This window comes from Nodosilinea sp. E11 (genome assembly GCF_032813545.1).
In the GTDB taxonomy this organism is placed as follows: domain Bacteria; phylum Cyanobacteriota; class Cyanobacteriia; order Phormidesmidales; family Phormidesmidaceae; genus Nodosilinea.
In genome coordinates, this window is sequence record NZ_CP136520.1 from 5,262,006 (window position 1) to 5,288,527 (window position 26,522).

A 26,522-nucleotide genomic window follows, 5' to 3' on the forward strand; every position below is an offset into this window, starting at 1 on the left:
ATAGGCCGCACTAGAGATACCCGAATACTGGATCGTCGCTCTGCGGGCGGCCTAGGAACCCTAGGCCGCCGAAAAGCCAGTGCTGAGCCTTAGCTATTGGGACAATCGAATGGATATACTAACTTCACCGGAACACTGGTAGACCTGGCTTTCGATGTGATGAGTCCTACTACTGTCTAGCGTCCGAAACCTCTGACCCTGGTTTTAGCGGGAGCAGCACCCATGATCCTCAACATTCATGACATTACAGGCGAGTACGCCATTTCCGCCGACCACGGGCAGCAGGTTTACGACCACATCCACCGCGACCTGCTCGACGGGCGTTCTATAGAGCTCAACTTCGCTGAGGTCAAGGTGTTCGCATCAGCCTTCTTCAACTTTGCGATCGGGCAGTTGCTTAAAGACATCTCCACCGATGACCTTAACCAACTGCTGAAGATCAGCAACCTCAACTCCAGCGGAACCTCCATCCTCCATCACATCATCACCAGCGCCAGGCGATACTATTCTGACAGTCAGTACCAAGCAGCAGCCGATGCCGTGATGGAAGAGTACGCCGACAGCTTTGATGCATGACTATCAATCTCACCATCTGTGCCGACGTTGTCGATATTCAAAATGACACCCCCAGGCCTAGCGACGTTCTTCTCGTCGACACCAACGTCTGGCTCTGGCAGACCTATGGCCTTCCCCCTGAGCCAGACCGTAATAGAGCTAGGCGAGACGAGCAAAAACTCAGAGTCTATACCCGGTATCTCAACGCCGCCCTTGTCTGTGGGGTGCGGCTCAAATACTGTGGCCTGATTTTGGCTGAAATCGCCCACATTATTGAAAGATCGGAATTTGAGATTTTTAAGCGCAGCAACAAAATCGAAGCCTTAAAGCCAAAGGAATACCGCCATAACTACCCCCATGTACATGCTCTAGTCGCCGGCATTGTTTGGAATGCCTGGAACCAAATCACCATGCTCGCTTCCTCCGCAGACCTCACCATTGACGAAAAGCTGGCCAACACCGTCGCCGATCATTTCCAGGAGATAGCCTTGGATGGTTATGACCTGTTTTTCCTCCAAGCCATCCGCAACACAGGCGTAAAACCCGTCCAAGTTCTCACCGATGACATGGATTATGCCTCTGTCCCCGGCATTCAACTGTTTACTAGCAATAGGTTAGTCATTAAACAAGCCAGAGACCAAGGCCGGCTACTGTCTTCGCGATAGTCCAGGCGATACGGTTGTTGTATGGGTATGGTTTAATGCGATCGCCGAATTTGGCCAGCTTTTCGTTAACCAAAGTGATCGCATAAGGGCAATAGGCCCATGCCCCACTGCTAGGAGGGGCATGGGCCGCTAATGGCAAAGATCGCCGCCACTGTTGTGTCTGCTGTAAAACTCGGCAGTTTCAATTCTGGAAACAGCGGCGGCCAACGACTCGGCACTCAGCACACTAGATATTAGCTGCCAGCGTCAGGAATTATCTCTGCTGTCGGTGAAGTAGCGTAATAGCCGTATTTCCTGTCGTTTCAGGGCGATCGCCCCTGGGGCTGGTCTTTGACCACTGCCTCAGGCCAGGAAAGACAGGCTAACCCCTTATCCTCAGGTTTGGCAGGGTTGCTCGGATCCGATGACAGCACACCCCGCCCAAGCCTTTTTTGCCCCCACTACGATGAAACTTTTCCCACAACTCCCGGCTGTGGCCGGTATGGTTCTGTTTTGTATGGTGTTGCCCGCCTGCACTGGGGCACCGCCGCCGTCTCCGATCGCTGAATCGCCCGCTGTGGTCAATGCCGCGACCACTGACTGGGCCGATCTGCTGGGGCCAACCTCGGCCCCCGAAAACTGGCAGGTAGAACCCTGCGACAATCCGGTGCTGCTCTGTGTCACTGCCAACGGCGAAATTCTCGGCACCGTCGAACGCTTTAGCCATCCCTTCAGCGAGGAGAGTTGGCCTGGGGCAGTGCCCACTACCCCAGTGGCCCAGCGGCAGTTTCTCGAGATCTGGGTGGCCGATCACTATGCGGCCATAAAAAGCGATCGCGCCGGGGCCGACCCCAACCTCCAGTTCTCGGCAGTGCCCCCCGCCCCCGCCAGGGTCGGCCGTTTGCCGGGCCTGCGCTACGGCTACACCATCACCCACCCCAACGGCGCTGTGTTCGATCGCACCGTGGGCTATGTAGCTACCGATGGCGAGCAGATTTACGTTTTTGTCACGGGCGTCATCGGCGGCGACCCCAGTGGATCGTTTGGGAACGAAGCTGATTTAGCTGCCTTTGAACCTCACCTGGCCACCCTCATTGCAGGACTGCAACTATGAAGATTTTAAAGTTTCGCGCCATCAGCCTGGGCTTAGCATTAGTTGCGGCTCTGGCCCATCCTCTCGGCGTAACCGTCGCCCAGGCCCAGGTACCCACGCCTACGGTGCAGCAGGCCCAGGCTGTGGATATGAGTGCGCTGCGATCGCACCTCGCGGCCCAAGACTGGCAGGCTGCCGATGCTGAAACCCGCCGTCTGCTCGACCCGTGGCTTCATCCCGGTGGCAATATTTTGGGGCCTGGCCTAGTGACCAATGTTCCCCCCGAGGTGCTGAAAACCCTCGATCAGCTCTGGGTTGAGGCTAGCGGCGGGCGGTTTGGCTTTAGCGTGCAGCAGCGCATCTGGGCTGAGGTGAGTGCGCAGCACCCCAACGATTCCTCATTGGCGGCTAAGGCTTTTGGCGATCGCGTTGGCTGGACGCGCCCCCCCGGTCGAGAAGATCCCACCTTCATCGCTGGGGACTGGCTGACCGAGATGGAACTCAACTCCTCCCTCAATGCCCCAGTGGGCCACCTGCCCTGGGCCGGGGTGAGCTGGGCGCAAATTTCTCGCCTTTTCCAGGTGGAGAGCTGCGGCAGCTGCACCATCGATGCCATGTACGTGCAGGGGGCGCGGTTCAACCAATACATACCCATCCTCTACAGCTGGGTCGAGACGGCGCTGGCGCTGACGGTGCCCGATGTGGGCTCTTGGCAGCGGCCCCAGCTGGCCCGCACCATCGATCTCAAGTCTCTCTACCCCGAGGCCCAATGCCCGATCACTCCGGTGTCTTCGGCCATTAGCCCGAATGGGGCGGTGGTGGCGATCGGCAGTCACAGCTACGCGCCGGGCTGCCCCTCCCGAGGGGAAAGCACCCTGGCCCTGTGGAATGCCCAGCGGGGTAACCGCATCATTACCCTGCACCGGGGGCCAGCGCTGGCGGCCTCGGCCCAGGGCAACCCACCCCAAGAGCCCGTCGGCCAGGGCGATCGCATCGTGGGAGATGTGGCCAATGCGATCGCCTTTACCCCCGACAGCCAGTTGGTAGCGGCAGGGATGTCCTACGGGGTGGTGCGGCTGTGGTCGGCCACTACCGGCGAGCCTGTGCGAACCTTCGAGGGGCATCGGTATGCCGTGCGGGCGATCGCTCTCAGCCCCACGGGCCAAACCCTGGCCAGCGCCAGCGCCGACCACACGGTTAAACTCTGGGACTTGCAAACCGGGCGGCTCTTGCAGACTATCTCCATCCCCGCCGCCAGCGGCATCGTTCACACCCTGCGCTTTAGCCCCAACGGGCAGCGCCTGGCCACCGCTACCGACCAAAATACTCTCCAGCTGTGGGAGGTGCCCAGCGGTCGGTTAATCCGCACCCTGGTAGATCGCGCCGGAAACGGGATTGCGCCCCTGCCCCTGGCCTTTAGCCCCGACGGCACCACCCTGGCCACGGGCGATGCCGACAACAGCCTCAAGTTTTGGAGCGCCGCCACCGGAGCCCGCCAGCTCACCCTGACGGTGCATGAACCCCTGCGCCACCTGGCCTACAGCCCCAACGGGGAGCGGCTGGCCACCAGCGATGGCACCACCGCCCGTCTGTGGAACCTAGCCACCCGCGAGACGGTGCATTTTATTCCCCTCAACCAGACGGCAGGGCACCACATTCAGCCCACCAACTTGGGCCAGGTCGCCTTTAGCGCCGATGGCCAGACTTTGGCTACCCATACCCTGCTGCTGCCGCTGACCGACAGCGAGCCCATTCCCCGCCAGGGCATTACCCTGTGGTCGGTGGCGACGGGGCAACCGCTGGCACAACTGCACGAGGTTGGCCCCTTTCAGTTCAGCCCCCGAGGAGATTTTTTGCTGGCTCAGGGGCAAACGATGCAGATCTGGCAACCCTATAGTGGTCTGGTGCGCAGCGGCTTATAGCCTGGATTGATAGGCACAGCACAGCGGTCGACCCAATAAATTTGAATCGACCGCTGTTAGCTATGGGGCAGTGGTTTAGAAGACTTCTAGAAAAGAAGTACCCCGTTTGATTAAGGGACTGAAACCACCTTAGGGTGGGCACTGCCCACCATTAGAGAGAAAAATTCCAGACGTCAGCCTAGTTTTCTCGGATGGTGAGGTTGTAGTTAGTGGGGGCTGAGCCGCTATTGCCTACAAAGAAAGAGTAGGTACCCCGATTGAGCAGACCCGGTGCGTTGATGGTGCCGCCGCCACCCGTGTGACATTCGCTAAAGCCATTGTTGCCCTGAATCAATAGGGTGAGGCCACTGGTGCCATTGACTGCAACATCAACGGCGGCGAAGTCTTGGGTGACCTGCAACACTTGCACTGCGCCATCGCCTAGAACGCCGCAGTTGGAAGGGCGGCTGGGAGTAACCGAGCCGCTGATCTGCACAGGCTGGCTGAGGGGAGTTTGGGCAACCGGTTGAGCGGAGGCTACGCCAGCGCCCAAGGCCAGGGCCGCAGCGGGCAGAGCAACAAATTTAAGCAGAGATGTCATGGCGTGTCCTCCTAAGCTAGGAGCATTTTTGATATGTCCCTATGGTATCTAGAGATACAGGCGGATGTGACAGTTAATGTGACAGATTTTCAGGTGCCTGTCTTCTGCCCGATTCGTAAACGACCGATTGGTCTGGGATTGCTCTAAATCGCTAGCAAAATAGGGCGAGGCAAAACCCGCCGAAATGAGCTGCCTTCGCTATCATGAGGGGCAATTCTGCTGGAAAGGTTCGATCCCTATGCTCAGCGGCGATCGCTCGGTTATGTCCGGTGGTTTTAGCAGTTGAATTTTTTCGGGTTCGCTATGGCACAGACCTCTCATTCTCAGCCGATTTCTGCTCAGGTGTCTGCGGCCCGAGTTAAGGGGCGGCTGTCGGCGACCCACAGTTTAGCCCTGCGGCGGCTGATGGCCTGGAGTCTGGAGGCCGGTCTATTGATCGGTAGTGCTGTGCTGCCCTGGGGGTTAGGCGAAGCCGTACGCCACCAGTCTGCGGCTGAGGCGGTGCCGTTGAATCCGGCTGTCACGATGGTGCAGGGGGCGATCGCCCGTCCCTTGGGGCTATCGCGTCAGCGGTTGGCCACTGAGGTGCCGCCGCTCACCAATCTGCTGTGGTTTACGGCGCTGGTGCTGCCAGTGGCCGTTGCCGGCAGCCAAGTCTACGGTCTAGCTGCCCAGGGTAAAACCTGGCCGAAAGCCTGGTTGGGGTTGCAAGTGGTCGCTGACAAGCCCGCCGGGCTAGGGGCAAAAACGGCCCTAGTCCGTGAGCTGGGACGGTGGGGAGTACCGGCGGCGGTGGCCTATGGCCTGTGGTTGGGAAGCGGTGCCTTCCCGAGTTTGCCGTGGTTGGGCGGCCTAACCTTGGCAAGCAGTTTGGCCATTGGGGCGACGGGGCAGACGCGGCGATCGCGGCGTAGCTGGTATGACGATATCGCGGGCACTCGGGTGCTGCTGCTGCGGGGTGGACAGGTGCCCAGCCGCTACGTCCCCGCCGCTGAAGATCAAGACAGCAGTGGGGCTGACGGTCCTCGGTCTACCTCGCTGGCGGTGCCGCTGGTGGGGTTGACCACTGAAGAATATGGTGGCCTGACGGCGATCGTGCTGTCTCCGGCAGACTCGGCTGAGGTGTTGGGGCCGCGCGGCTGGCGGCGACATATCCCCTTGATGGGAGCCTTGGCTGGGGTCGTTGCCCTGGGTGGGCTGGGGGCACTGTGGCTAGATCGGCGACTGCCTGCGGTGGGGGGCGATGCTGGCGATGCTCTATTTTTAGCGCTGGTCGAAAATCTCAGCCGCAATGCGGCCTCCTTTAGCGATCGCCAGGCGGCGGCGCTGGCGCTATCGAGCAGTCAAGATCCTCGCGCTATTCCGCTGCTGGTCGATATGCTGGCTCAAACCGGTGACCCTGGCCTGCTCGATACCCTACAGCAGGCATTGGTTACCCTAGGTCCACCGGCGATTCCACCCCTGCAACGGTTAAATTTGGCGCTGGCCAACGACCTATTGGCCCTGCCGCCCGACCAGCAGCTTATTCCCCAACTGCGACAGCGGACGGTGAAGCGCACCCTGGCCAAGATTTTGGTGCTGCACAACGGCAACTTAAACCAAGTCGATCTCAGCGGCACCAATCTTGGCTATGTGATTGAAAGCCCCGATGAGTTTACGCTGGTGCTAGAGCAGCAGCATTTAGCCGGGATTGTTTGGCGAAACGCCGTGCTGTCGGGAGCCCGGATGCGCAAGGCCAAGTTTTTTGATCCCGGTGCCGATGGTCGCACCGATACCTTTGACGACTGGATTACCGATTTCAGTGGCTCAGATTTGACTGAGGCCAGCCTGGTGGCCGCCCACCTGCGCCACACTATATTTCGCAACACGAGTTTGCTGCGGGCTAATCTGAGCAATTCTCTAGCGCCCTATGCTGATTTTTCGGGTGCCAATGCCAGCAGCGCCTGGTTTATTGCCGCCGATGTCAGCCACGGCACGTTTGATGGCACTAGCCTGGTCGGTGCTGACTTGACCGATGCCAACCTCAGCCAGGCCAGCCTGGTGAAGGCTCGCCTGCGTCAGGCCCATTTGGCGGGGACAAGGCTGACATCGGCGAATCTAACTCAGGCCGATTTGGCTGAGGCCCATCTGGCGGGGGCTAACCTGGCGGGGGCCAATCTGCGTCAGGCCAATCTAAGCCATAGCTGGCTTAACGGCGCTGACCTCAGTCAGGCCAATCTAGAGGGGGCCAGCCTAGAGGGGGCCAACTTAGAAGATGTGGTGCTGACGGGGGCCAATCTGGCGGGGGTCAACTTGGCGGGAGCTCAGTTTTTTGTGCCCGAGCGATCGCAGGGGAATGGCTTTGTGGCGACCCTGGCTGAACCCGATAAAACAGAGTCGCTGGTGGGCGTAGACTTTTCTCGGGCTTTAAATCTGCGGGGCGACCAGCTAGAGTACGTGTGTCTTCAAGGTGGGCTGCACCCCAGCTGTCGGGGTGAGTTTTAGCCTGAGATTCTAGAGGTTTGCAGCCAGGTTGGGTTTGCAGCTCGGTTGAGGTATCACTGTCGGCATCTGAGGGGATAACCCATGCAGCGCACCCGTTTAAGCACCCTGATCGATGATTTGGGCGATCAGTTGAGCCTGTGGCTAGTCAACCCCTGGCGGCGGGTGTCTCTGGTGTTGCTCAGCCTGCTGCTGGGTTATTTCTTTGCGGTGTCTTTAGCGGCGATCGCCGGTCAGGCGGCGGTACAAGACACGGTAGTCTCAGCCTTTTTGGTAGTTGGAATTGAACTAGTGAGCTGGCTGGTGTACAGCCGTCGCTGGCGCGATCCTGAGCTGCTCAAAAAGGTGCCGAAGCCGCTCTGGCTCGACTGCATTAACAGCGCCAAGATTGGGGCGATCTATGCCTTCTGTGTGGAGGCCTTTAAGCTGGGCAGCTAGGGATGGGGTGCGATCGCCCTGAGTTGATTCACCAGCTGCGTTGCTAACTGCGTGACCGTAGATCCTTCCTCGTTCTCTACAGCGGCTGGAGGAAATAGGCTGGTAGATAGCCCCACGGCGATCGCCCCCGCCTGCACCATTTCCCCTGCATTGGCCACCGTGACGCCGCCCGTGGGGATCAGTGGAATCTGAGCCAGCGGCCCCTGAAGGCTGCGAATATAGCTCGCCCCACCCATTGCCCCAATGGGAAAGATCTTGACGGCGGTGGCTCCGGCCTGCCAGGCGGTGACAATTTCGTTGGGGGTGAGTGCCCCAGGCACAATGGGGGTTTGCAAGCTGTGAGCCAAGTCAATTAGAGCAGAGTCGGTGTGGGGACAAAAGCAAAACTGCGCTCCCGCGCCCACGGCATCTTTAACATCGGCGATCGACAGGGCTGTACCGATGCCGATGTGGCAGTGGGGCAATTGCTGGCTGAGCTGCTCAACCAATTGGGCGGGGTGGGCACTGTTCCAGGTAATTTCGATCAGGCGTATGCCGCCAGCAGCGGCAGCTTCGGCTAAGCGAACGCCCAGGGCTACCTCCGGTGCACGAATGACGGCGATCGCCCGATGCTGCCGCAGCAGGGCCAAAAAAGTTTCTCGTTCCATTGGCCCATCCTAGTCGGGCCTACTGTGGGTGAGGGCGGCTGCCCTAGTTTTTTTAATCCTGCTTAAACTTGCCCTCGCTGGCGTTTAACCACGGCAGAGTAGGCAAAAAATGCAATCAAAATCATAGAGGCTGAAAATAGGGTGGTTAAGGTGCCCAGGGCATAGAGGGCTGGAGAAGTCACATTGGTCGTCATGCCAAAGATCTCCAGCGGCAGCGTATTGCGCTGCCCCGATACCAGCGAGGTGCGGGTAAATTCGTCGTAGGAGAGGGTAAAGGTCAGCAGCCCCACCCCCAGCAAACTCGGCGCAATCAGGGGCATGACAATCTCCCAGAAGGTCTTTGAGTCGGTGGCCCCCAGGTCGCGGGCTGCCTCTTCGTAGGAGGGGTTAAATCGGTTGAAAATGCCCAGCATGATCAAAAATGCGATCGGCAGTGTCCAGGTCAGGTGTGCCCCCAGGCCAGAGGTAAACCAGTTGGTCTGCCAACCCATCACCTGAAACACCACGCCAATGCCCAACGACACCAGAATGCTGGGCACGATCAGACTGGCAATGGTCATGTAAAAAATTACCGTGGAGCCCTTAAAGCGCTGGCGAAATCCCATACTGGCTAGCACCGAGGCGGCAATGGTGATGGCCATCACCGCGCCCCCCAGCACCAAAGATCGAAAGAATGGCTCGATGAAGTTGCCCACCCGCTGCTCTTGAAACACTTGCCCCAGCCAGTAAACGCTAAAGCCTCGCATGGGGAAGGTTAACCCGCCCTCTGGCCCCTGGAGCGACAGCATAAAAATGGTGATCATCGGGCCGTAGAGAAACAGCACGAAGAGGCAGAAGAAGGCGAGGAGCAGGTAGAAGGAAAGAGAACGTTTTTGCATGGGTAATGCTCAGGGGTGGAATGGGGGGCAGTGCCCACCCTTGTATCTTTAGAGGTGTGTGGCAGACCGTCCCACCCTAGGTTGTCCAAAACCGAACGTAGCATGGGTCGCTGCACACCTCTGAAGTTAACTCGCAAAATCGCCAGGAGCTTAGACTCCGTATCGAGCAAGGACGAGTGATGTCAGATTAACCTCCTACACGGGTGGATACAACCATGACTGAACTATCACAAGCGCATCAATGGGTTGGCATTGACGTATCCAAGCGCACCTTAGATGTGTACGTCCGTCCACTTGGATTAAGCGTTCAGGTGGCCAACAGTGACTCTGGTTTAAGAGAGTTGCTACAGGCGTTAACGGCGTTTCGTCGCGAGACGAGTCTGATTGTGCTGGAAGCGACCGGGGGCTATCAAGCCCTGGCGGCGCGAACGTTGATGGCGGAGGGCTGGCCCGCCGTTGTGGTGAATCCACGTCAAGTGCGTGATTTTGCCCGGGCCACGGGGCGCATGGCTAAAACAGACAAAATTGATGCCGAGGTGTTGGCTCACTTTGCCGATGCCATCCGTCCAGAGGTACGGGCGATGGCGAGTGAGGCCAGTCAACACCTTCAAGACCTCGTCACGCGACGGCAGCAACTCGTCGAGATGATGAGTGCCGAAAAAGCCCGGCAACGCTCAGCACGAGCCAGGACGGGTCAGAGCATTGAGCAGCATATTGACTGGCTCAAGCAACAGATCCAAGACCTCGATACCCAGATTGAGCAGCTCATCGCCCAGAGCGATCAGTGGCAGCGCACCCGCGAGATCCTCACCAGTGTGCCGGGTATTGGGGCTGTGACGACGGGGCTCCTCTTGGCCTCACTCCCCGAGTTAGGACAGATCTCAGCGAAGCGCCTAGCCAGCTTGTGTGGCCTCGCCCCGTTCAACCGCGATAGCGGCCAGATGCGGGGTAAGCGGATGATTAGCGGCGGTCGAGCCACCGTGCGCACAGGCCTCTACATGGCCGCGTTAGTCGCCACTCGCCATAATCCGGTCATTCGCGATTACTACCAGCGCCTGCTGCAGCGGGGAAAACTCAAAAAGGTTGCCCTGGTGGCCTGCATGCACAAACTGGTGATTATTCTCAATGCCATGGTAGAACATGACACCCTCTGGCAGGCTCCGGCTTGCTCCCTGCCCGCCGCCACATAAGGAACAGCAAGACTCTGTCTGATGCAGGCAGGGCTCCTGGCTTGATTTCCGCTGCCATCCCGCCGAGGCTAATCGCATAGCAGGATGAGCTTGACAAAGAAGATAATCGCTACGGTTGGCTACGGTTGGCAAATCCCCTCCTGGGAGGGGTAGGGGTGGGTTAGCCCAAAATCTTGCAGACCCACCCCGCCCTATCGGGCACCCCTCCTAGGAGGGGATGGAGGCTTACAGTTCTTTGCGAATATCTAGCACCCGCAAAATGGAGATAATGATCAGCATCGTCACCGCTAGCAGCACGATCGCATTGGCCGCCGCCAAGGGGTACTGCAAGCTGCCAATCTGGGTCTGAATCAGCTTGCCCACCGACGCCGCCTGGCCGCCCCCCATTAGCCGCACCGTCACAAACTCGCCCATGATCAGGGTGACAATGAAAATTGACCCGATCGCAATGCCAGGCGCAGACAAGGGCAAAATCACCTCCTTAAAAACCTGAACTCCAGAAGCCCCAAGGTCTTCAGCCGCCGTCACCAGGGAACGATCAATCCGCATCAGGCTGTTAAAAATTGGCGCAATCATAAAAATGATGTAGAGATGCACCATCCCCAGCACGACCGCAAAATCGGAGTAGAGCAACCAGTCTAGGGGCTGTTGAATCAGGCCTATGCTCATCAACCCTTGGTTGACTAATCCGCCCCGCCCCAGCAGCGGCACCCACGAGATCATCCGAATGATGTTTGAGGTCCAAAAGGGGATGGTACAGACCAAAAACAGCAGAATTTGCCACTCTAGCTTGGGCACGTGGAAAGCCAAAAAATACGCCACCGGATAGCCAATCAGCAGCGTAGCCACCCATACCAGCCCTAAAAACTTAAAGGTGTTGAGGTAGGTGTTGAGGGTGGCGTTGGTAAAAATGCCGCGATAGTTATCGAAGGTAAAGGCCGGGACCATCGAGTAGCCGGTGAATTCCCAAAAACTCACCACCCCAATCATGATGATGGGGAATACCAGAAACAGGAGAAACACCAATGTCTGGGGGGTAATGAGCGCGTAGGGCTTGAGTGTTTTCCAGACTTCAGACATAGAAAAGGTGTAATAACGTTTTGAATCTTTGATTTTGAGTTTTGAATTATAGCCATAGTCATTTGGGTTAGGACATCCAGAAACCCTAGAAACGTTCGAACGTTCAAACGTTCTTAGGAGGCATGTTTTAACCGAACTGGCTACAGCTATAAAACATGAGTTTGACAGAAAATAATTTTTGGAAATAACAGCTTAGCCATCCCCTCTTGGGAGGGGTAGGGGTGGGTTCATCGAGAAACTTGTATGAAGTCCAATTCATTAACCGACAGAAAACGGCTTGCCTGTCATTCCCGCAGAGGCGGGAATCCATCCTGGAGTAACTCATCCCCAATGAATTCCCACTTCCGTAGGAATGACAGATTAGGAGCACTTAAGCGGACCTGATATCAAAACTCAAAATTTATCCGGCTACGAGGCAATAAACTCGTTCCACTTCTGCACCAGGTAGGTGTTTTCTTCCATAGTGGAGTTCCAGCAAACAATGTTGCCAAAGCGCTCGTCGAAGGAGCCGCCGTCGCGTACCGTCCCCGATTTGGCTAGAGTTTTACCAAAGGGGTCTACCATATCTTCGGCGGCAGGCTTACCTTCATACCAAAAATCCCACTCGGCGGCAGACATAAACTTGCGGGCTGCTTCGGGGGCGGCGCTGTAGTAGCCCTGGCGACCGAGGAAGGCCCCCACCCACCCGTCGAGCATCCAGTTGATGTACTCGTAGGCTGCATCCAGCTGAATGCCCTCTAGGTTTTTAGAGAGGCCAATGCCGCCGCCCCAGCCCCGATAGCCCTCGTCCAGGGGAGCATAGACACAGTCGAGACCCTGCGACTGCACAGCGGTCACAGCGGGAGACCACATCGATTGCAGCACGACTTCTCCCGAGGTCATCAGGTTAACCGACTCATCAAAGGTCTTCCAAAAGGCGCGAAACTGACCGTTGCGCTTTTGCTCTTTGAGAATTTCAATGATTTGGTCGATTTCGGCTCGGGTCATGTTGCCCTTGTCGCCAAAGCTCATCAGACCCAGCGACTCGGCCACCATCGCCGCATCCATAATGCCGATTTGGGGAATGTCGAGAATGGAGGTCTTGCCCTTAAATTCTGGATTGAACAGCTCACCCCAGCTCTTAATTTCGCGCCCCACCAGGTCGGGGCGATAGCCCAGGGTATCGGCGTTGTACTGGAAGGGGATTAGGGTGGCGAAGTCGGTGGGGGTCGCTGAAAACTCCCTAGAGTCGGCACCCGTTAGATATTGCACGCGGTAGGGAGCCGTACCCTGGGACTGTTCGACCGGCAGGCCCTTGAACTCGCCGGTTCTGAAGAAGGAGACAATTTGGTCGTAGTTGGTGACGCGCTTGATGTCGATGGGTTGCAGGTTGCCGGAGGGCACCACCAGGGGCAGGCTGAAGTATTCGCCGTCGAAAATGTCGTACTGGCCGGGCTGGGTGATGGCGATCTGGTTGTTTTCTTCGGTGCTCAGCGCCCGCATGTCGAACTTAAAGCCCAGGTCTTCCTGGGCTTTGTCGCGAATGTCGTTAATTTGCGAGACCCCAGTGCCAATCAGCCGCAGGGTAACGTCTTTAGATTGGTTGGTGTTGACCTGGGGGCCGGGGGCTGGGTTATTGGGGGTGCCAGAGGGGGCAGCGCAGCGGGTAGCGGTGAGAAAGGCCCCAGCGGCAAGACCAGTGCGGATGACGTGGCGACGAGAAAACTTAGCCATAGTTAGCGGTTCAGGTGAATAACAACGACGGGTTTGGAATGGGGTGGGAGGAGAGGGGCGATCGCCGGGTAGTTTTAGCGGCTGAAGGGTGATATTGGATCAGCTATCGCCCTAGTGCGACAAAAATACGCAGTCGGCGGCGGCCCAGTCGAGCACGACCACCTGGCCTTCGGTGAAGGAGGTGGTGAGCCAGTCGGGGGTGCGGGCTTTGTAGAGCACCTCCATGCCGTTGCGCTCTAGCACCAGGGAGACGCGGGTGACGTAGCCGGTGAACTCGACGGCGGTGATGCGGGCGGTGACCCGGTTAGTGGCAGGGCCACAGACGGACTTTTCTGCTTCGTCGGGGGTTTTGATCTGCATCAAGTCGGCGCGGATACAGCAGGCGGCGGTGCTGCCTACCTGGGCGTAGTCGCCCAGGCAGAGCAGATTGCCCAGGCCCGGCACATCAAGCTGGATGAGTTGGCCGCTGGTGTCTTGCACGGCGCTGGTAATGGTGCCTTCGAAGATGTTGTTGTCGCCTGTGAACTTGGCCACAAACTTCGACAGGGGCCTGGTGAAAATGTCGTTGGGGGTGCCCACCTGGTCTACCCGCCCGTGATCCATCACGACGATCTGGTCGGAGAGGGAGTAGGCTTCGTCTTGATTGTGGGTGACCTGGATAAAGGTCATGCCAAACTGGCGCTGAAGTTTGCGCAGTTCGCCCCGGGTTTTGACCCGCAATGATTCATCGAGGGCGCTGAGGGGTTCGTCGAGCATGAGCACCTGGGGGCGGGTGACCAGGGCACGGGCGAGGGCGACCCGCTGCTGCTGGCCACCGCTGAGCTGGGCGGGTTTGCGATCGCTAAAACTGCTCAACCCCACTACCTCTAGCATTTCGCCGACGCGGTGCTGGCGATCGGCCTTGGTCATGCCGCGCATTTTGAGACCAAAATCGACGTTATCCCACACGGTTTTATGGGGAAACAGCGCATAGTTTTGAAACATCATGGCGGTGTTGCGCTGGGTAGCCGGAATGCTGTTAATGCGCGTTTCACCAATGTAAATATCGCCTTCAGAAATCTCTTCGTGGCCTGCGATCATGCGCATGGTTGTGGTTTTGCCGCAGCCGCTAGGCCCGAGCAAACAGGTGTAAGACCCGGCAGCAATATCGAGGGTAATATTCTGAACAGCAGCAAAGGAACCGTATTTTTTTGTAACATCCCTGAGAGAGACACCTTTGGCTTCGGCCTGTAGATCTTTAGGTACGGCCTCAAGGGTCAGCACCGGCTCTAATTGTGTGTCTTGCATGGTGGGGCCACAGTTGAGATCCTGAATTGTAGGGATGATAGCCGCTCGATGTAAAGGCTGATTTGTCTAGGTTTTTATCAGCTCACTTATAAAATTCTCTTCCTAGGCACACTGTGTGCAGCGATACATTTTCTCGGAAAGCCTGTGGTGGGACACTGTTAAATTCTGTAAATATCAATGAGTAGTTATGGCGATTTATTGGATAAGACGATACCCCCTGTAGGGTCGCAGGGCCTGCGCCCTCGGGAGAAATCAAAATCCATAGGTATCTTGGCCAGAACTGGCCTTAGCGGTAATTTTTGATGGGTAAAGCTGGCCCTGATGGCTGGTTGGTGAGGAGCTTGGCGACGGAGACGGCGATCGCCCACGGTTTGCTCAATCGGCTAGCGCACGCTACAAAACTTTATGCGATGTCTAAGGAAATATGACAAACCCTGCCTAGATACTCGCCAGTCTTGAACAATTAAGTCATACGGTGAAATGTTTGCAGGGGGGTGATCCCTAGCCAGGAAGCGACAAAATTCTGGGTTAGTTTTGTGCGTTTGCCTAGGATTAATTACCCATTGAATTGCCCCATTGAGAGACGGCTGAATGATTAATCTAACGGCGGCAGATGTGCGACTCAAGGCCACTGTCCACAGTAAAGAAGACGCGATTTGTCAGGTGGGAGAATTGTTAGTGGCCAGCGGTCACATTCAGCCCGGTTACGTCGATAGCATGCTGGCCCGCGAGACCCAGGCCAACACCTACCTGGGCAACAGCATTGCCATTCCCCACGGGCAGCCCGCAAAGCGCGACTTGATTGTGACCACAGGCATTGCGGTGCTACAAATTCCGGCGGGGGTGGAGTGGAACCCCGGTGAGGTGGTGCGGCTAGTGGTGGGCATTGCGGCAAAGTCCGACGAGCATTTGCAAATTCTCACCAACCTCACCCACGTGCTCGATGACCCGGCAGCGGTGCAAGTCCTGGCGGAAACAGACGATGCCCAGGTAATCTGCGATCGCCTCACCGGCAAGTCATCCCCCAACAAAACCCTGGATACCGAGGGCTTCGACCAGTTTGTCGATGTCACCATTGACGCGCCCACGGGGCTGCACGCTCGCCCCGCCACGGTGTTTGCTGATCTGGCGAAATCCTTTAGTGCCGAGGTGCGGGTGCGCTACGGCGACCAGGTGGCCAACGGCAAAAGCCTGATGTCGCTGCTGAAGCTGGGGGTCGAGCGCGATAGTGTGGTGCGGGTGCTGGCCAAGGGCAGCGACGCTTCCCAGGCGCTGAGTGCCTTGCAGCAGGCCGTAGAAGACGGGCTGGAGGAAGAGGAGGAAGCGGCGGCTAGTCCGGCGCTGGAACTGCCTGCCTTGGAATTGGAGAGTGATGCGATCGCTGGGGTGGCGGCTTCCCCAGGGCTGGCGATCGCCCCCCTGCACCGCTTTCGCCATACCAAACTCGAGTTTGCCGACACCGCTGCCGATGCTGCCGCCGAGCAGGATCGGTTGAGGGATGCGATCGCCCTCGCCGATATGGATCTCACCGAGCTGTACACCACGATTAAAGACCGATCCGGTAAGGCCAAGGCGGCGATCTTCCAGGCCCACCGCGAATTCCTCGCTGACCCCGAGCTACAGCAGGAGGCCCTCAACCGCATTCCCCCCAACCACAGCGCCCCCTGGGCCTGGCAGCAGGTGATCGAGGCCAAGGCGAAGGAACTAGAAGCGCTGGCCGATCCCGTTCTCTCGGGCCGGGCGGCGGACGTGCGCGACGTGGGCCAGCGGGTGCTGGCGCGGCTGGTGGGTGGGGGTGATGCCGGGGCGGGCCTGCCCGATCATCCGGTGATTTTGATTGCCGACGAACTGGCCCCCTCGGATACGGCAGGCTTAGACCCAGCCAAAATCCACGGGTTCTGCACGGCGGCGGGCGGGGCGACCAGCCACACGGCGATCATTGCGCGATCGCTCAACATTCCCGCCGTGGCCGGAGCTGGGACAAAAATTCTCGATCTGCCGGAGGGGGCGATCGCCATTCTCGACGGCGACGGGGGCCAGCTCTACGCCAACCCCACCGAGGCAGATTTGGCGAAGGCGAGGCAGGCGATGGGCGATCGCGCCCAGCTGCGCGATGTCGAACAGCAAACCCGGTTCCAGCCCGCCATCACCACCGATGGCCACCGCATAGAAGTGGTAGCCAACATTGGTGGGCCAGCGGAAGCCACCCAGGCGATGAATGCTGGGGCCGAAGGGGTGGGGCTGTTGCGGACAGAGTTCCTGTTTCTCAACCGCAGTGCGCCCCCCAGCGAAGAGGAGCAGTACGAGGCGCTACGCACCATGACCCAGGCTCTCAACGGCCTGCCGCTGATCGTCCGCACCCTCGATATCGGCGGCGACAAGCACGTGCCCTACCTCAACCAGCCCGCCGAAGACAACCCCTTCCTGGGCATTCGCGGCATTCGCCTCTGTCTAGAGCGCACCGACCTGTTTGAAACCCAGCTCCGTGCGATATTGCGGGCAGCGGGCGGCGGCTATATCCGCCTCATGTTCCCCATGATCGCCACCCTCGAAGACATTCGCGCCGCCAAGACCGTGCTGGAGTCGGTGCGATCGGCGACGGGCGGCCCTCCGGTGGAAATCGGCATGATGGTGGAGGTGCCCAGCGCCGTGCTGATGGCGGCGGAGTTTGCCCAGGAGGTGGACTTTTTCTCGGTGGGCACCAACGACCTCACCCAGTACCTGCTGGCGATGGATCGGGGTCATCCCACCCTGGCGAAGCAGGCCGATGCGTTGCACCCCGCCGTCTTGCGGGCGATCGCCCAAACCGTGCAGGGGGCCAAGCTCTCTGGCAAGTGGGTCGGCGTCTGCGGCGGGTTGGCGGGCGATGCCCAGGGGGCGATGATTCTCGCCGGGCTGGGGGTCAAAGAGCTGAGTATGGATATCCCCAGCATTCCTAAAGTGAAGGCGCGGCTGCGGGGCGCATCGATGAAGCAGATGCAGCGGCTGGCGCAGAAGGCCCTAGCCTGTCGCACCGCCGAGGAGGTGAGGGCGCTATGAGCTACCCCCCCAGTAACTCCCGGATCGCTACGGTGACGCTGAATCCGGCGATCGACCAGACCGTCTCGATTGCCAACTTCCAGGCCAATGCGGTCAACCGGGTCGATTGGAAACAGGACGATGCGGGCGGTAAGGGGGTGAATGTGGCCTCCTTTCTGGCCGAGGCAGGCCACCAGGTCAGCGTTAGTGGCTTTCTGGGCCGGGGAAACCATGCCCTATTTAAGTCGCTTTTTCACCAAAAGAGGATTGACGACCACTTTGTCTACCTGCCTGGCGAAACCCGCATCAACATCAAAATTGTCGATGATGCCCAGGGCCAGGTTACCGACATCAACTACCCCGGCCAAGCGCCCACCCACCAGGATGTGGCGACGCTCAAACAGACCATCCACGCCCTAGTCCAACACTGCGACTGGTTTGTGTTTTCGGGCAGCGTGCCAGCGGGCATGTCCACCGAAATCTACGACGAGCTGATTGGCCCGCTCAAGGCCCAGGACAAAACCGTGGTGCTCGATACCAGCGGCGACGCCCTGCGCTTTGGCCTGCCCGCCAAGCCTGATTTGATCAAGCCCAACCAGGCGGAACTGGAGGAGGTGCTGAATGTTCGTCTGTCTGGCCACGCCGAGATCGTCGCCGCCGCCCGTGAGCTAATTGGTTCCGGCATCAGGTATGTGGTGGTGTCGATGGGGGCCGAGGGGGCGCTGTTTATCGATCGCACCCAGGCCTTCCACGCTCAGCCGCCCCCCGTGGCGATCAAAAGCACCGTCGGCGCGGGGGATGCCATGGTGGCGGGCACGGTGGCGGGACTGGTCAGCGGCGAGTCGCTGCGCGACTGCGCCACCCTGGGCACAGCTTTCTCGATGGGGGCGCTGGGGGAGATCGGGCCGAGATTGCCAACCATGGAGAAGATCCAGGCCATGCGCAAGCTGGTGACAGTGCGGGAGGTGACGTGATCCCCGTAGGGTGCATTCGCGAAGCAATGCACCGTTTATAGACCGTGCCACAAGCCGTCAGTATTCCAATGTGGCGTGAATTGGTGCATTGCGGCTCGAAATTGGCCTAACGGATGCCTGGGTTGATTGGCCGCGAATGCACCCTACGACCTCTCACCCATCCACCCATCCATTCACCCATCCACCCATCCACTCTTAACTCTTCTACCCAAACAAGCCCATGACCAAAATTGTTGCCGTGACCGCTAGCGTTGCTGGCGAGGCCCATACCCAGATGGCGGCGGAAGCCCTCAAACGCACCGCCCAGGCGATGGGCCACGAGATTGTGACCGAGGCCCAGAGTTTGGGCGTGGTGGTTACCGCCCTCAGCCCTAGTGATATTGAACAGGCCGAGGTGGTGATTGTCGGGGCCGATGACGCGGTGGAGCGCGATCGCTTCCACAACAAACCCGTCTACGCCGTCTCCACCAGCGAGGCCATTCGCAATACCGAAATGGTGATTCAAAGCGCCGTCGCCCTAGTAGGCCACGGCCCCAGACTAGGGGTAATCAAGACCACGCCCCACCCCCACGACCCACTGCCGGAGGATGCCCCCAGCGTGGATTCTGCCCCAGAAGCTGCGATCGCCAATAAATTTTTTGTGGGTATTACCTCCTGCCCCACGGGCATTGCCCACACCTTTATGGCCGCCGAGGCGCTAAAGCAGGGGGCTGCGAAGCTAGGGCACGACATCAAGGTTGAAACCCAGGGTTCCGTCGGGTCGCAGAATACGCTGACCGACGCAGACATTGCCCGCGCCGATGCGGTGATCATTGCCGCCGACACCCACGTGGATCTGTCGCGCTTTGGCGGCAAGCGGCTGTACGAAACCTCCACCAAGGCGGCGATCCACGGCGGGGCCAATGTGGTGACAGCGGCGATGGATGCGCCCGTGGCTGGCGGCGGTGGCGCATCGGGCAGCTATGTAGACGAAGTGAACCGGGCTAAGGCCCAGCGCTCCGAAAGTCGCTCTGGCCCCTATAAGCACCTACTCACCGGGGTGAGCTATATGCTGCCGGTGATTGTGGCGGGGGGCTTGATCATTGCCCTCTCCTTTGTATTTGGCATTAACCCCGAGCCAGGTACCTTTGGCGACGCGCTGATGCAGATTGGCGGCGGTGCGGCCTTTGCGCTGATTGTGCCGGTGCTGTCGGGCTTTATCGCCTTTTCCATTGCCGATCGCCCCGGCTTGGCCCCCGGCTTAGTCGGCGGCATGCTGGCGGCCAACTTGGGTATGGGCTTCTTGGGCGGCATTCTCTCGGGCTTTTTAGCGGGCTACGTGGCCAAGTTTGTGCGTGACAAGGTCAACCTGCCCACCAACTTTGAGGGCCTGAAGCCGGTGCTGGTGATTCCCCTGCTGGCGACGCTGGTGGTGGGGCTGCTGCTGGTCTATGTATTTGGCGGCCCGGTGCGATTCATTATGGACGGCATGACCACCTACCTGGAGGGGCTGAGCGGTACCAATGCCATTCTGCTGGGCTTAATCTTAGGCGCGATGATGGCGGTGGATATGGGTGGCCCGGTGAACAAAGCCGCCTACACCTTTGCCGTGGGTCTGCTCGCCACCAACCTCTACGCACCGATGGCGGCGGTGATGGCGGCGGGTATGACTCCGCCCTTGGGCCTGGCCCTGGCCACCTTTATCTCTAAAAAGCACTTCAACCAGGCAGAGCAGGAGGCGGGCAAGGTGGCCTCGGTGCTGGGCATCTCCTTTATTACCGAAGGCGCAATTCCCTTTGCCGCCAATGACCCTCTGCGGGTAATCCCCGCCTGCATTGCCGGGTCTGCTGTGACCGGGGCGCTGTCGATGGCCTTTGGCAACACCCTGCGGGCTCCCCACGGCGGCGTGTTTGTGCTGGCGATACCTAACGCTGTGGAGAATGTGGGCCTCTATATTGTGGCGATCGCAGTCGGCACCCTGGTCACCGCTCTGGCTACTGTGCAGCTCAAACACTGGTTTCCGCGCAAAAAGGCGATCGTCGAAGCCTAACTTCCCCTAAGGCGAGGGTTCCAAACCAAGACCCCAGGGTTCTTCCAGGCTACTAGCCCCAATGCTGGCTAGCCGCAGAAGAACCCTGGGGTCTAGCCATAGCCCAACTTTTCACCGTGATTAGAAAAACCAATTATTCTCCTGATTATTTTCTAAAACAGAAATGCTATTGTTTTATCCATAGACTTTTTTCGATGCCAAATCAATTTTCATTTACTTGAATCAATTTAGGAGTTGAGGTGCTGGCGATGGGCATCACCAATCGAATTAACTTCCGCAATGTGCGCGGAGACATGTTTGGGGGCGTTACCGCTGCGGTAATTGCCCTGCCAATGGCCTTGGCCTTTGGCGTGGCTTCGGGGGCTGGGGCTGCCTCGGGCCTCTACGGAGCCGTGCTGGTGGGTTTCTTTGCGGCGCTGTTTGGGGGCACGCCGACGCTGATTTCAGAACCCACTGGGCCTATGACTGTGGTGTTTACCGCCGTCATCGCCCAGCTGATCGCGTCAGACCCCGAAAACGGCATGGCCATGGCGTTTACCGTGGTCATGCTGGCAGGCTTTTTTCAGATTATCTTTGGGTTTCTCAAGCTGGGGCGCTACGTCACCCTGATGCCCTACCCGGTGATTTCGGGCTTTATGTCTGGCATCGGCGTAATTCTGATCATCTTGCAGCTGGGGCCATTTTTAGGCCACGCTACTCCCAAAGGTGGGGTAGTCGGCACCCTCACCAACCTGCCCCAAATGGTGAGCACCCTCGACCCGGCAGAGGTCGCCCTGGGGGCCTTTGCTCTGGCGGTGCTATTTCTCATGCCCAAGCAGTTTAGCCGCTGGGTGCCGCCCCAACTGCTGGTGCTGGTGGTCGGTACCCTGTTGTCTTTGACCGTGTTTGCCGGGGCCGATCTGCGGCTGATTGGCGAGATTCCCACGGGGTTGCCAAATTTACAGCTGCCGGTGTTCCAAGCTGATCAGCTGCGGGTCATGCTGGTGGACGGTCTGGTGTTGGGCATGCTCGGCTGTATTGACGCCCTGCTGACAGCGATGATTGCCGACAGCGTCACCCGCACCCAGCACGACTCCAACAAAGAACTGATTGGCCAGGGCATTGGCAACATGATGTCGGGTCTGTTTGGCGGTATGCCCGGCGCTGGGGCCACCATGGGTACGGTCGTCAACATTCAGGCTGGGGGCAAAACAGCCCTGTCGGGTCTGGTGCGGGCGGGCATTTTGCTGGTGGTGGTGCTGTGGGCCGCCCCCCTGACCCGAGAGATTCCCCTCGCGGTGCTGGCGGGCATTGCAGTCAAGGTCGGTTTCGACATTCTCGACTGGAGCTTTTTGAAGCGGGCTCACCAGGTCTCGTGGAAGGGCACGGCCATCATGTACGGCGTCATGTTTTTGACGGTGTTCGTCGACCTGATTGTGGCGGTGGGTGTGGGTGTGTTTATTGCCAACGTGCTCACCATTGAGCGGCTCAGCAAGCTTCAGTCTGACCAAGTGCGCACCATTGCCGACTTTGACGACGATGTGGCCATGAACTCTGAAGACAAGGTGTTGATGGATCAGGCCAATGGTCGCGTGCTCGTGTTTCACCTCAGCGGCCCGATGATCTTTGGGGTAGCGCGGGCGATTTCCCAAGAGCACACCGCTATGGATGCCCACGACATTCTGATTGTGGATTTGCAGGATGTGCCTCACCTGGGGGTGACCGCTGCTCTGGCTCTGGAAAATGCCATTCAAGATGCTAGCGATGCCGGTCGACCCGTGCTTTTGGCTGGGGCCAGGGGCGAAACCCTGAAGCGGCTCGAGAAGCTGGGTGCACTCCGGTTTGTGCCGCCTGAGCATCTGCTGGAAACTCGCACCGAGGCTCTAAAAGCCTCCCTGCGGTTGCTGGCTGCCCAGGATGGGGTAGAACCGCCGCGCATTGTCGTTGAACCTGGAACGGCGACGCTGTAGAGGGATTAGAGTCCGGTGTAAACCGCTGGGTAAGGGGTCAAGCCTGAGCCTGCCCTGTCTCTCATCAGGGCTAACCTGCACCGGAGTCTGCTCTCTAGGATGGGTGGCTTGGCGCTGCCGCTGGCGCTGGTCATAACCGTCTTGCCTGATAGCCAGGGGCATGTCTGGGAGCCGCTTGTCTTAGTGGTGGGCACTGCCCACCAGCCTTAATTCAGTGCCATTCCACCCTACGGTGGCTGCCAAGCTAATTTTTTTGAATCGACTGTAGGTTGGGTGAACCGCAGTGTAACCCAACAGCTTCAGGACTGGGTTGAGTTCTTAATTGCTGGATTGAATTAGGAGGTATTGATGCTAATGTCTGACGTTGTTTCTGCTCTTTGCTGGCTGCCTTGGCCAGATTCGTCGGGGCTGGTGCCGCTGTTGGCCGCCACATCAGAGGCCGATATTGGGGCCGATACTGGGCCGATGGTGTTGGCTGGGGTGTTGCTCAGTCTGGTCGTCATCTATGTGGCTAGCAAGCTGGGCGGTGAGCTGTCTAAGCTGCTTGACTTGCCGCCGGTTTTAGGTGAACTGGTGGCCGGGGTGATCGTTGGGGTGTCGGCCCTGCATTTGATTATGTTTCCAGAGAGCGGGGCTACTGCCGCCGATTCTCAGCTGATGGGGCTGTTGCAGTGGCTGGGTGGTCTCACCCCCGAAGCAGCGGTTGAGGTCTTCCGCAGCCAGAGCGAGGTGATCTCGGTGCTGGCGGAGTTGGGGGTGATCATTCTGCTGTTTGAGATCGGTCTGGAGTCTGACCTGCGAGAACTGCAAAAGGTCGGTTATCAGGCGGCGATCGTGGCGGTAGTTGGGGTGGTAGCGCCCTTTACCCTGGGTACGGCGGGGCTGATGGTGCTGTTCCACGTGCCGACGATTCCGGCGATTTTTGCCGGGGCGGCGCTGACGGCGACCAGCATTGGCATTACCTCGAAGGTGCTGTCGGAGATTGGCCAGCTCAAGTCGGCGGAGGGCCAGATTATTGTTGGTGCGGCGGTAATTGACGATGTGCTGGGCATTATCGTGCTGGCGGTGGTGGCCAGTCTGGCCAAGACCGGTGAAGTGGATGTGCTCAATGTGGTGTATCTGATCATCAGCGCCACGGGGTTTTTGCTGGGGGCAATTTTCCTGGGCAAGTTTTTTAATACCTCCTTTGAGGCGATCGCAGACAAGCTGCAAACCCGAGGCAATCTGGTCATTCCCGCGATTACCTTTGCGTTTTTGATGGCCTTTTTAGCCAATGTGATTCACCTGGAGGCGATTTTGGGAGCCTTTGCGGCGGGCCTGGTGCTCGATGAAACCGACAAGCGCAAGGAACTCGATCGCCAGGTTATGCCCATTGCCGACATTTTGGTGCCGATCTTCTTTGTTACGGTGGGGGCTAAGGCCGACCTGGGGGTGCTGAACCCGGCGGTGGCGGCTAACCGAGAAGGCCTGGTGATTGCGGTGTTCTTGCTGGCGGTAGCGATCGTGGGTAAGGTGATCACCGGCTGGACGGCCTTTGGTCAACCGCTGAATAAACTGGCGATCGGCATTGGCATGGTGCCTCGCGGTGAGGTGGGCCTGGTGTTTGCGGGCATTGGTTCAGCCAGCGGGGTGCTGACTAAGCCCCTGGAGGCGGCAATTATCATTATGGTGATTGCTACCACATTTCTGGCCCCGCCGTTTTTGCGGATTGCGTTTAAGGGCAGTGAGGCGGCTGCGATCGCAGCCGAGCCTGCTCCCGAACCGGCTGATGTGGCGTCTTAAGCGGTTTCTGAGAAAGGATATCCCCTTTTTAAGCTGGCGATCGCAGCCGCTGTAGGGTGGGCACTGCCCACCACAGGTAGGTTGATTCTGTAGTGGGTTTTGCGGCGCACAGTTAAGGGTAAAAGCCAGATCTGCTGCTGGGGCCATTTCGCTGGCCCCAGACCCCCATCGACCAGGACGTTCCGTCGTCCTGGACCTCACGGAAAGGACTGATCGATCATCGGTTTAAATCTATGTTCTGCAAACTAGCCTTTCACCCTCTGCAATCAGCCTAGGGGCCATTCCTCACTCCTTTACTTCTTTACTTCTTCACTCCTTTACTTCTTTACCCACCCCCCACCCATCCACCCCCCACCCATCCACCCCCCACCCATCCACCCCTCCCCGCCATGCTCCACGCCTGCGTTTACGCCACGATTTTGCTGGGTTTCTTCGGCATCATCTTTAAAGAAAACCTGGTGATGAAAATCATTGCTATGGATGTCATGAGCACTGGGGTGATCGCCCTGTTTGTGCTGGTGGCGGCGAGAACGGGGGTGCGGACCCCAATTGTGGCGGGCTTGGTGGAGGAGGGCTATGCCGACCCGGTGCCCCAGGCGGTGATTTTGACGGCGATCGTGATTGGCTTCTCGATTCAGGCGTTGATGCTGGTGGGGGTGATGAAGCTGGCCCGCGATAACCCGACCTTGGAAACTAGCGCCATTGAGGAGGAGTATCGGCGATGACTGAATTTACGATTCTCTGGATCGCTCTCCCCCTGTTTATTGGGTTCAGCATTCCCCTGCTGCCTTCAGCGGCACGGCTGCTGACCCTGGGCATTCCCCTGTTCTCGGTGGCCTACGCCACAGCGCTATTTTCCCGGCCTGCTCCCCTCGACCTGCGGCTGCTCGACAGCTTTGGGGTGGCGTTGTGGGCCGATCAGCTCAGCGCTTGGTTCATTCTCACCAATGCCCTGGTGACGGCGGCGGTGCTGATCTACAGCTGGGACGGTCCCAAGACCAAGTTTTTTTATACCCAGTTGCTCGTGCTCCACGGCAGCGTCAATGCCACCTTTATCTGTGCTGATTTGATCAGCCTCTATGTGGCTCTGGAGGTAGTGGGCATGACGACCTTCCTGCTGATTGCCTACCCTCGCACCGATCGCACCCTGTGGGTGGCTCTGCGCTATCTGTTCATTAGCAATGTCGCCATGCTGTTTTACCTGGTGGGGGCCGTGCTGGTCTACCGCACCCACCAGTCCTTTGCCTTTGAGGGGTTGCGTGGTGCCCCTGCCGAGGCCCCGGCGCTGATTTTGATGGCGTTATTGACCAAGGGCGGCATTTTTGTCTCGGGGCTGTGGCTGCCTGCCACCAACACTGCCGCCGAGAGCCAGATCTCAGCCATGATGTCGGGGGCGGTAGAAAAAGCCGGGGTGTTTCCGCTGCTGCGCTTTGCCCTGGTGCTGGAGGAGTTTGAGCCGATTGTGCAGGCCTTTGGCGTGGCTACGGCGGTGCTGGGGGTGACCTATGCCCTGGCTGCCACCGACGCCAAGCGGGTGCTGGCTTGTAGCACTCTCTCGCAGCTGGGTTGGCTATTGGTAGCTCCGGCGGTGGCCGGTTTCTATGCCCTGGCCCACGGTCTGGCCAAGGCGGCACTGTTTCTCACGGTGGGGCAGTTGCCCCAGCGCGACCTGGCCACCCTGCGGCAGCAGCCTATGCCCACGGCCCTGTGGCTGCCGCTGACCCTGGGCGGTCTTTCGATTTCGGGCGCGCCCCTGCTGGCGGGGTTTGGGGCCAAGACCCTGACCCTAGAAGCGCTGGGGCCGTGGCAGGGGATGGCGATGAACGGCGCGGCGGTTGGTACAGCGGCGGTGTACGCCAAGCTGATCAGCTTGCCCCATCGGGGCGGCGCGCAGACATCGAGCTGGCCCCAGGTGCCGCTGGGCCTAGGGCTGGCCTTAGGGCTGCTGCTGGGGGGGGCGATCGCGGCCAATGTCGCCTACCTTGACGCCTACAGCGGGGCCAAGCTAATCAAGGCGCTGGTGTTGATCGGGGCTGGATGGCTCGTCTACGCCCTGCTTCGACGGCCCGCTGCCCTGGAGTTGCCCGCTGGTCCTGAGGCGTTTGAACATTTGCTCGGGGGCATGGGGGTCATGCTAATTGTGCTGTTTTGGATGGTGTGGTCATGGTCAATTACCTAGTACTGGCTGGCAGAAATGTGACAACCCTTGTTAAGGGTGTCGGGTGTCGGGTGTCGGGTGTCGGGTGCAAGGAACCGTTGGCT

Annotated in this window: 20 protein-coding genes; 14 read left to right on the forward strand and 6 right to left on the reverse strand. The window is 58.9% G+C overall.

What is annotated here, in order from left to right:
* The first annotated feature begins 222 nt into the window (after positions 1 to 222).
* The 4 genes from RRF56_RS25505 to RRF56_RS25520 all read left to right on the forward strand — a co-directional run bounded on the left by RRF56_RS25505 (position 223) and on the right by RRF56_RS25520 (position 4,214).
* Positions 223 to 576: an STAS-like domain-containing protein gene (locus RRF56_RS25505; protein WP_317035964.1), complete on the forward strand. Its 354-nt coding sequence runs from the start codon at positions 223 to 225 to the stop codon at positions 574 to 576.
* Entirely contained in the window at positions 573 to 1,220 is a 648-nt protein-coding gene (locus RRF56_RS25510; RefSeq protein WP_317035965.1) for a hypothetical protein, read from the forward strand. The genes RRF56_RS25505 and RRF56_RS25510 overlap by 4 nt, the downstream gene beginning before the upstream one ends.
* 445 nt (positions 1,221 to 1,665) lie before the next feature.
* Complete coding sequence (locus tag RRF56_RS25515; protein WP_317035966.1) at positions 1,666 to 2,313, forward strand: hypothetical protein; 648 nt, start codon at positions 1,666 to 1,668, stop codon at positions 2,311 to 2,313.
* A complete protein-coding gene (locus tag RRF56_RS25520) occupies positions 2,310 to 4,214 on the forward strand; it encodes a GUN4 domain-containing protein (RefSeq protein WP_317035967.1) in 1,905 nt (634 codons plus the stop codon). Before RRF56_RS25515 ends, RRF56_RS25520 begins: the two co-directional genes overlap by 4 nt.
* A gap of 178 nt (positions 4,215 to 4,392) precedes the next feature.
* Here the strand turns inward: RRF56_RS25520 and RRF56_RS25525 are convergent, their stop codons facing one another.
* Positions 4,393 to 4,794: a hypothetical protein gene (locus tag RRF56_RS25525; protein WP_317035968.1), complete on the reverse strand. Its 402-nt coding sequence runs from the start codon at positions 4,792 to 4,794 to the stop codon at positions 4,393 to 4,395.
* Between the two features lie 303 nt (positions 4,795 to 5,097).
* On the opposite strand from RRF56_RS25525, the gene RRF56_RS25530 reads away from it, so the two are divergent.
* Positions 5,098 to 7,278, forward strand: a complete 2,181-nt coding sequence (locus RRF56_RS25530; protein WP_317035969.1) for a pentapeptide repeat-containing protein — start codon at positions 5,098 to 5,100, stop codon at positions 7,276 to 7,278.
* Between the two features lie 81 nt (positions 7,279 to 7,359).
* Positions 7,360 to 7,713: a DUF565 domain-containing protein gene (locus RRF56_RS25535; protein ID WP_317035970.1), complete on the forward strand. Its 354-nt coding sequence runs from the start codon at positions 7,360 to 7,362 to the stop codon at positions 7,711 to 7,713.
* On the opposite strand, the gene RRF56_RS25540 is transcribed toward RRF56_RS25535, so the two are convergent.
* Entirely contained in the window at positions 7,710 to 8,360 is a 651-nt protein-coding gene (locus RRF56_RS25540; protein ID WP_317035971.1) for a bifunctional 4-hydroxy-2-oxoglutarate aldolase/2-dehydro-3-deoxy-phosphogluconate aldolase, read from the reverse strand. The genes RRF56_RS25535 and RRF56_RS25540 overlap by 4 nt on opposite strands.
* 62 nt (positions 8,361 to 8,422) lie before the next feature.
* Entirely contained in the window at positions 8,423 to 9,238 is an 816-nt protein-coding gene (locus tag RRF56_RS25545; protein WP_317035972.1) for an ABC transporter permease, read from the reverse strand.
* 215 nt (positions 9,239 to 9,453) lie between these two features.
* Between RRF56_RS25545 and RRF56_RS25550 the strand changes: the two genes are divergently transcribed.
* On the forward strand, positions 9,454 to 10,428 hold the full coding sequence (locus RRF56_RS25550) for an IS110 family transposase (RefSeq protein ID WP_317033747.1): 975 nt from the start codon (positions 9,454 to 9,456) through the stop codon (positions 10,426 to 10,428).
* Positions 10,429 to 10,653: 225 nt separating this feature from the next.
* On the opposite strand, the gene RRF56_RS25555 is transcribed toward RRF56_RS25550, so the two are convergent.
* The 3 genes from RRF56_RS25555 to RRF56_RS25565 form a co-directional block, all read right to left on the reverse strand.
* Positions 10,654 to 11,508, reverse strand: coding sequence for an ABC transporter permease (locus RRF56_RS25555; RefSeq protein ID WP_317035973.1), 855 nt, complete (start codon positions 11,506 to 11,508; stop codon positions 10,654 to 10,656).
* A 408-nt stretch (positions 11,509 to 11,916) separates the two neighbouring features.
* Positions 11,917 to 13,221 carry a PotD/PotF family extracellular solute-binding protein gene (locus tag RRF56_RS25560; protein ID WP_317035974.1) on the reverse strand — a complete coding sequence of 435 codons (1,305 nt, stop codon included), beginning with the start codon at positions 13,219 to 13,221 and terminating at the stop codon, positions 11,917 to 11,919.
* A gap of 111 nt (positions 13,222 to 13,332) precedes the next feature.
* Positions 13,333 to 14,508: an ABC transporter ATP-binding protein gene (locus RRF56_RS25565; RefSeq protein ID WP_317035975.1), complete on the reverse strand. Its 1,176-nt coding sequence runs from the start codon at positions 14,506 to 14,508 to the stop codon at positions 13,333 to 13,335.
* Between the two features lie 591 nt (positions 14,509 to 15,099).
* On the opposite strand from RRF56_RS25565, the gene ptsP reads away from it, so the two are divergent.
* From ptsP to RRF56_RS25600, 7 genes are all read left to right on the forward strand, one after another.
* Complete coding sequence (ptsP, locus tag RRF56_RS25570) at positions 15,100 to 17,547, forward strand: phosphoenolpyruvate--protein phosphotransferase (RefSeq protein WP_317035976.1); 2,448 nt, start codon at positions 15,100 to 15,102, stop codon at positions 17,545 to 17,547.
* On the forward strand, positions 17,544 to 18,500 hold the full coding sequence (pfkB, locus tag RRF56_RS25575; RefSeq protein ID WP_317035977.1) for a 1-phosphofructokinase: 957 nt from the start codon (positions 17,544 to 17,546) through the stop codon (positions 18,498 to 18,500). The genes ptsP and pfkB overlap by 4 nt, the downstream gene beginning before the upstream one ends.
* Positions 18,501 to 18,720: 220 nt before the next feature.
* Entirely contained in the window at positions 18,721 to 20,529 is a 1,809-nt protein-coding gene (locus RRF56_RS25580; protein WP_317035978.1) for a PTS fructose-like transporter subunit IIB, read from the forward strand.
* A 248-nt stretch (positions 20,530 to 20,777) separates the two neighbouring features.
* The gene (locus RRF56_RS25585) at positions 20,778 to 22,478 is read left to right on the forward strand and encodes a SulP family inorganic anion transporter (protein WP_317035979.1); all 1,701 of its coding nucleotides are present in this window, start codon (positions 20,778 to 20,780) and stop codon (positions 22,476 to 22,478) included.
* A gap of 354 nt (positions 22,479 to 22,832) precedes the next feature.
* Positions 22,833 to 24,260 carry a cation:proton antiporter gene (locus RRF56_RS25590; RefSeq protein WP_317035980.1) on the forward strand — a complete coding sequence of 476 codons (1,428 nt, stop codon included), beginning with the start codon at positions 22,833 to 22,835 and terminating at the stop codon, positions 24,258 to 24,260.
* 389 nt (positions 24,261 to 24,649) lie between these two features.
* Positions 24,650 to 24,985: a cation:proton antiporter subunit C gene (locus RRF56_RS25595; RefSeq protein ID WP_317035981.1), complete on the forward strand. Its 336-nt coding sequence runs from the start codon at positions 24,650 to 24,652 to the stop codon at positions 24,983 to 24,985.
* A complete protein-coding gene (locus RRF56_RS25600; RefSeq protein ID WP_317035982.1) occupies positions 24,982 to 26,439 on the forward strand; it encodes a cation:proton antiporter in 1,458 nt (485 codons plus the stop codon). The genes RRF56_RS25595 and RRF56_RS25600 overlap by 4 nt, the downstream gene beginning before the upstream one ends.
* Positions 26,440 to 26,522: the final 83 nt, after the last annotated feature.